The 6039-nt window shown below is 63.5% G+C and carries 5 protein-coding genes and 1 pseudogene; 3 read left to right on the top strand and 3 right to left on the bottom strand.

Annotated elements, in window-relative coordinates:
- Positions 1 to 685, top strand: a 685-nt coding sequence (locus tag RND78_RS27390; protein WP_312733350.1) for a C-terminal helicase domain-containing protein, incomplete at its 5' end; no start/stop codon positions are given.
- A gap of 353 nt (positions 686 to 1038) precedes the next feature.
- Positions 1039 to 1938: a LysR family transcriptional regulator gene (locus RND78_RS27385; RefSeq protein WP_312733348.1), complete on the top strand. Its 900-nt coding sequence runs from the start codon at positions 1039 to 1041 to the stop codon at positions 1936 to 1938.
- On the opposite strand, the gene RND78_RS27380 is transcribed toward RND78_RS27385, so the two are convergent.
- The 3 genes from RND78_RS27380 to RND78_RS27370 are packed head-to-tail and all read right to left on the bottom strand — an operon-like array spanning position 1906 to position 5159.
- Positions 1906 to 2940: a carbon-nitrogen hydrolase family protein gene (locus RND78_RS27380; RefSeq protein ID WP_145004478.1), complete on the bottom strand. Its 1035-nt coding sequence runs from the start codon at positions 2938 to 2940 to the stop codon at positions 1906 to 1908. The two genes, RND78_RS27385 and RND78_RS27380, sit on opposite strands and share 33 nt — an antisense overlap.
- A gap of 54 nt (positions 2941 to 2994) precedes the next feature.
- A complete protein-coding gene (locus RND78_RS27375) occupies positions 2995 to 4839 on the bottom strand; it encodes a cation acetate symporter (protein ID WP_312733344.1) in 1845 nt (614 codons plus the stop codon).
- Positions 4836 to 5159 (bottom strand): DUF485 domain-containing protein, encoded by a 324-nt coding sequence (locus RND78_RS27370; RefSeq protein ID WP_312733342.1) that lies wholly within the window; start codon positions 5157 to 5159, stop codon positions 4836 to 4838. The genes RND78_RS27375 and RND78_RS27370 overlap by 4 nt, the downstream gene beginning before the upstream one ends.
- A gap of 532 nt (positions 5160 to 5691) precedes the next feature.
- Between RND78_RS27370 and RND78_RS27365 the strand changes: the two are divergent.
- Positions 5692 to 6039: pseudogene (locus RND78_RS27365) on the top strand (pilus assembly protein PilL); the annotation flags it as partial.

The following is a 6039-nucleotide window of genomic DNA, read 5'->3' as shown; positions in this document are numbered from 1 at the left end:
CGCCGAGATCGGCGATTGGATGCTACGCCGCCGCAAGGACGTGCTGCCCGACCTCAAGGGCAAGCAGCGGCAAACCGTGCAGGTGGTGCTCGATGAGGCGCAGCAGACCGAATACAACGGCATCCGCAATGCCGACCAGCCCGTATTTGCGCGGTTGGGTCAGCTTCGCCAGCTCCTGGAGCGCGTGAAGGTGCCGGTGGTGATGGAGCTACTCGGCGAGTTGGATCCCGAGGACAAGGTGATCCTCTTCTGCGAGTACAAGGAGACGGTCACCACGCTGCAGAAGCTGTGCGAGGCCGCAGGGCTGGGATGCGTCACGCTCGTCGGCACTGACAGCCTCACGAAGCGGCAGAAGGCAATCGATCGCTTCCAGCAGGACGTCGATTGCCGGGTATTCATCGGCACGACGTCAGCGGCTGGCACCGGCAACAACCTGACCGCTGCCAACTACGTGTTCTTCCTGGGCCTACCCTGGACGCCGGTCCTGCAGGACCAGGCTGAGGATCGGGCCTACCGCAATGGGCAGCGGCGCCTGGTGGTCGTGAAAATCCCGCTAGATGAGAACAGCATCGACTTGCAGCTATGGCAGATGCTGCAAGATAAGCGGCGGATTGCCCAGGACCTGATCGAGCCTGATGCAATCAAAAAAGCCATGAACGACTTGCTAGAGAACTATGCTTTTTAGCGACGTGCTCATAGCCCAAGTGCTCCCCGCGCGACTGCAACGTGATTTTTCGTAGCATAGCTGCCTGATGTACATATTACCTCCCGCGCGTGGCACAACTACTTATATGATGCCCAGCGCTGAAGTCCGATTGTCACACTGCAGTTCGGTATCCGAGGCTAAGTGATTCGGGTTACATGAGCCTCCATTTATGAAATGTTATTAGCTTGCTAACTAAATACAGTCTTCGGTGAGCTACTCCAAAAACGATCCGTCACAATCGCTGTAGGCAGCCCGACTTACACGTACACTTGTTCTGTACTCAGTTTTTGATCCGCTAGCTTAGTCAACGCCTTGATCAACGGTTCGGAGTCATGTCCTACAACAATGTAAACTGGGATGACCTGCGCATCTTTCTTGCCTTGGCCCGCGCCGGTAGCCTGGCCAGGGCGGCTAAGCGACTGAAGGTCGATCAATCCACTGTCAGCCGCCGCCTGGCGCACTTGGAACAGGCCCTCGGCGCCAGCTTGTTCGAGCGCACGCCCAAGGGCTTGCAACTCAATACCCTGGGGCACCAGGTTCTCGCCGCCACCAACCCCATGGACAGCGCCTATACCGCCGCGCTGGCCAGCCTTGGCGGTCAGGCGCGAGAAGCCGCCGGGCCGGTACGCATCGGCACCATGGAAGGTATCGCCTCCCTCTATCTCACCCAGCACCTGCCACGCTTCAGCCAGAGCCATCCGCGCATCACCCTGGAGCTGGTCACCTCCACCCAGCAACTGCACGTCACCCGGCGCGAAGCCGACATCTTCCTGAGCTTCTTCCAACCCAGCGGGCGCGGCCTGGACGTGGAGCACCTGGGGCGCTTCGCCCTGCACCTCTACACGTCGGCGTCCTATCTGGCGCGCCTGGGCGAACCGCGCACGGTGGCCGAGCTGAGCGCCCACGAATTCGTCGGCTACATCGACGACCTGGTGCAGATCGAGGCGGTACGCTGGCTGGAGGAAGCCGTCCCCGAGGCTCAGGTGGTGTTCCAGTCCAGCAGCATGCTGGCGCAGATGTTTGCCGCCGCCGCCGGTAGCGGCCTGGTGCTCTTGCCCGAATTCGCCGGTGCCCAGCGTTTCGGTCTGCAACGCATCCTCGCCCGGGAAGTGGAGGTCCGTCGTGACCTCTGGCTGAGCGTGCACCACGACCTGCGCTACGCTCCGCGCATCAAGGCCGTGGTGGGCTTTCTCCAGCAGCTATTCGCCAGCGATCCGCTCTACGCCTATTGAGGGCCAGGGACTCGCCAAGGCGTTCTCACCCTGCCAGCGCACCGGTTGGTGCCGACGGCGCTCCACCTGCAGGTCGAAGATATCGAAGCGGTTGTAGTAGCCGACCACGTCGTGGAATTGCTTGGGCTCGATGCAGCGATTGAGATCGAGATCGGCGTAGAGGATGCCCTCCTCGTGCTGCAACATTCCGCCGAGCTGGCTGCCGGTGGGGTCGAGGAACAGGGTGGCGCCACGCGGCGTGTCATCGAGGATAGTCGCCACCGCTGGATCGCGCGCCAGGAGGAATTCGCGCATCCCCGCATCCATGTAGCCCGCGCAGAGGATGCCGAAGGCCTTGGCCTCGAACGAATGGGCGCCCGCGCGGATGCGGTTGGCCGCCACGTTGTCGAAATTGCCACCGTCCGCCGGTGGACGCGTCGGCCATAGCGCCGGCCAGCAGGAGATATGCAGTTGCTCGCCCTGGGCCATCAGGGCGTAGCGCGCCAGGGGATTGGTGTTCTCCCCGCAGATCAGGGCGCCGATCCGGCCGATGCGGGTATCGGCCACCCGCAGACCCTCGCCATCGCCGGAGGCCCACACCAGCTTCTCGTAGAAGGTCGGCACCAGTTTGCGGTGGTGCACCAGCACCTCCCCCTCGTCGCCGATCAGCACGTTGCTGTTCCAGATACAGCCCGCGCTCACCTCGCTGCGTTCGCTGAAGCCCAGGGAGACGAACACTCCGCGACGCTTGGCCTCGGCGCGGATCGCCGCCAGCTCGGGCCCGGCGGGATAGAGGCTGTTGTGCACCATGGCCTCGAACAGATCGTGGTTGAGCAGCGGCGACCATAGCGCCGCCCAGATGGGAAAGGCCGGGATGTAGGATTCGGGAAAGACCACCAGCTCGGCGCCGTTGGCGGCGGCCTCGCGAATCAGGTCGATGGCCTTGGCGGTGGTAGCGGTTTTATCCAGGAACACCGGCGCGACGTGGCACGCCGCCGCCTTGAGCGAAGCAAGAGAGGTCATGACAGAGCCCTTCTAGGGAGGAAAGGGCCGGGCGACACGCGTCGCCCGGCAGGATCAATGGGCGACGGGGCCGTCGATACCCAGGCCGGTGTGTTGGCGCACCAGCATCTCGGCCCAGCGTCCTTCGCTGAGCGGATCGCGGCGCAGCAGCGACACCAGGATCACCAACAGGAAGCCCAGCGGAATGGAGATCAAGCCCGGATTGCGCAGGGTGATCAGCGGCTGGGCCAGGCCCACCAGGCTGGTCGCATCCGGGGCGATACCGGCCACCGTTTGCCGTGCCTGGGCTTGGCTGGCTTCCACGGCGGCGCGCTCGGCACCGACCGGCAAGGCATCCAGTCGTTGTTGCAGCTGAGCGACCCGCTGCTCCGCGGCAGCCCGCACGGCCTGGGGATAGGTCATGTTTGGTGAGACCAGCACCAGCACCACCGCCGCGAGGGTGCCGCCGATCACGCCGGCCAACACCCCGGCGGTGGTGCAGCGTCGCCAGTAGAGGGTCAGCAGCAAGGCTGGCAGATTGGCCGAGGCCGCCACCGCATAGGCCAGCCCCACCAGGTGGGCGACGTTCTGTCCCTTGGCCAGGATGCTGAGCACGATGGCGACCAGGCTGACTGCCACGGTGGCCAGGCGGGCGGCCAGCAGTTGCTCGCGCTCGCTGACCTGACCACCGCGCACGGCGCCCACGTAGATATCGTGGGCCAGCGCCGAGGCGGCGGCCAGGGCCAGCCCGGCCACCACCGCGACGATGGTGGCGAAGGCCACGGCGGCGACGAAGGCCAGCAGGAAGTTGCCCAGCAGACTCTCGGCGCCACCGCCGAGGAATTGCGCCAGCAAGGGTGCCGCCAGGTTGCCGCCCTTGTCGAAGCCGGCGATGGTCGCCGAGCCGACGTAATAGGCGGCAGCGAAGCCTATGCCGATGATGAACAGATGGCAGACGCCGATGGCCAGCATCGCCCAGAGCACCGAGCTGCGTGCCCGCTCGGCATCGCTCACGGTGAAGAACCTCATCAAGACGTGGGGCATGGCCGCGGTGCCCAGTACCAGGGCCAGCCCCAGCGAGAATTGCTCTACCGGATTCTTCAGATAGAGACCCGGTTCGAAGAAGGCGCGCGTCCCCTCCTGCCCTGGCGCCAGGAGCCCCAGGTAGGTACGCAGCGCCGGATCAGCGGCCAGGGTGCCGAGAAAGGTAGGAATGCGGAAGCCGAACGGCGCCCAGGCCAGGGCCACCAGCAGGAAACAGGTAAAGATCAGCAACACTGCCTTGATCAACTGCACCCAGGTGGTCGCCAGCATGCCACCGAAGAACACGTAGATCAGCATCAGCGTCCCGACCAGTACCACCGACCACTCGAAAGGCACCCCGATCAAGGCCTTGATGATCACCGCACCACCCACTACCTGGGGGATCAGGTAACAAATGGCTACGACCACGCTGGAGACGGCGCCCGCGCTCTTGGCCGCCCGGAAGCCATTGCGAAAGGCCAGGACATCGCCGAGGGTGTAGCGCCCCAGGTTGCGGCAAGGCTCGGCCACCAGCAACAGCACGGGGACGAAGCCGACGAAGAAGCCCACTACATAGAGGATGCCGTCGAAGCCATAGAGGGCGATCAACCCCGAGACGCCGAGGAAGGCCGCCGCGGACAGGTAGTCTCCGGCGATGGCCAGGCCATTCTGCCGACCGCTGATCCCGCCACCGGCCGTATAGAAGGCACTCGCCGAACGGTTCTGGCGCGCCGCCCAGGCGGTGACCAGCAGCGTTAGCAGCAGGATGGCGCCGAAGACGCTGAAGGTCAGGGTGCGATAGTCGGCGCTCACCACGGCTTCGGCGGCGAAAGCCGGGGGCGCCATTGTCCAGAGCGCCAGGAGCGCCGCTCCCGGCCCTACAAGGTGACGACTCATGGCTTCACCTCCGCCAGATAACGCTGGCGCACCGCCTGCAAGCGGGCATCGATGATGCGGGTACCGCGCAGATAGGCCAGCGCCAGCAGGGCGCCCACCGGATACTGCGACAGCGCGAAGACCAGGCCGACATTCAGCTGGCCCACCAGGCTTTGCTGGAACAGCGGCTTGAGCAACGAGGCCCCCAGGGGCAAGGCGAAGTAGTACAGGGCCGCGACCACCATGAGCACCGTGACCAGCCGCGCCTTGGCGCGCGTGGTGGCGACGAACTCCGCATCACGGCTGATGAGTTCCCAGAGGAGGGTGGAAGGGGTGGACATGATCCGTACTCCAGACGACGAAGGACGGCAGAAGGCAAGGGCCGCAAGCGACCAGACCACGACGGCGTTTTATAACGCTCTAAAAGTTTCAACTCCTTGATTGTAAGGTCGAAGGCCTTGCGTACTAATTGGTATTTACGAAATACAGCTTGTAAATCCGCAAGCAGATAGGGGCAAGCAGCTTTTGCTAAAGCCGGTCTACCATTTGTATTAAGAGACCAAAATTTCCCTCCGCTGAACGATGCCCGGTACGTTTAATTTAGGCTGTTGCATATCTGCAGACAGCAGACAGCAGACTCGCGACCGAACTAGCGAGAAGCGGTTAGGTCATTGTTTATGAGTCGCTGCATAGACTCCACTCTAGGTCAGGACACCTGAGAAAGGTTCAAGCTCAGTTTTCCCCCCACCCTCCGCTCCTTCAGGTTTTTTTTGCCCGCGGCTAACCTCTTTCGCTCCAGATACGGTTATCTCCTGCCTTCCAGACAGGTGCTTGGCACCGTGAGCCCCACTACGAAATGGGGGCACACTGCACATGATCTCGAAGCTCACCACCCTCTCGCCGCTAGCCTTCGCCGTCGGACTGGCAGGCTGTGCCCAGCAGGAGCCTGCACCCAGCGCACCCGGCCCAGACAGCTCGCGTAATCCGGAGCTGCTACAACCCGATCTCTATCCGAAGGTCGCTGTGTTAGAGCACCAGGTCCGGTACGGCCGCTACACCCTGGTCAATACCGCGCCGGAGACCGAGCAGCGGGACCTGATGGCCCAAATCATCGACGTGAATATCCCGGCCAACATGAAGCCGACGGTTCGCGACGCCATGCAGTACGTGGTCAACCGCTCCGGTTACAGCCTGTGTGGCCCTGAGCAAGGGCACGTCAAC

This window comes from Pseudomonas oryzihabitans (assembly GCF_032027545.1).
Taxonomy (GTDB): domain Bacteria; phylum Pseudomonadota; class Gammaproteobacteria; order Pseudomonadales; family Pseudomonadaceae; genus Chryseomonas; species Chryseomonas oryzihabitans_F.
This window is presented reverse-complemented; position numbering and strand designations above follow the sequence as displayed.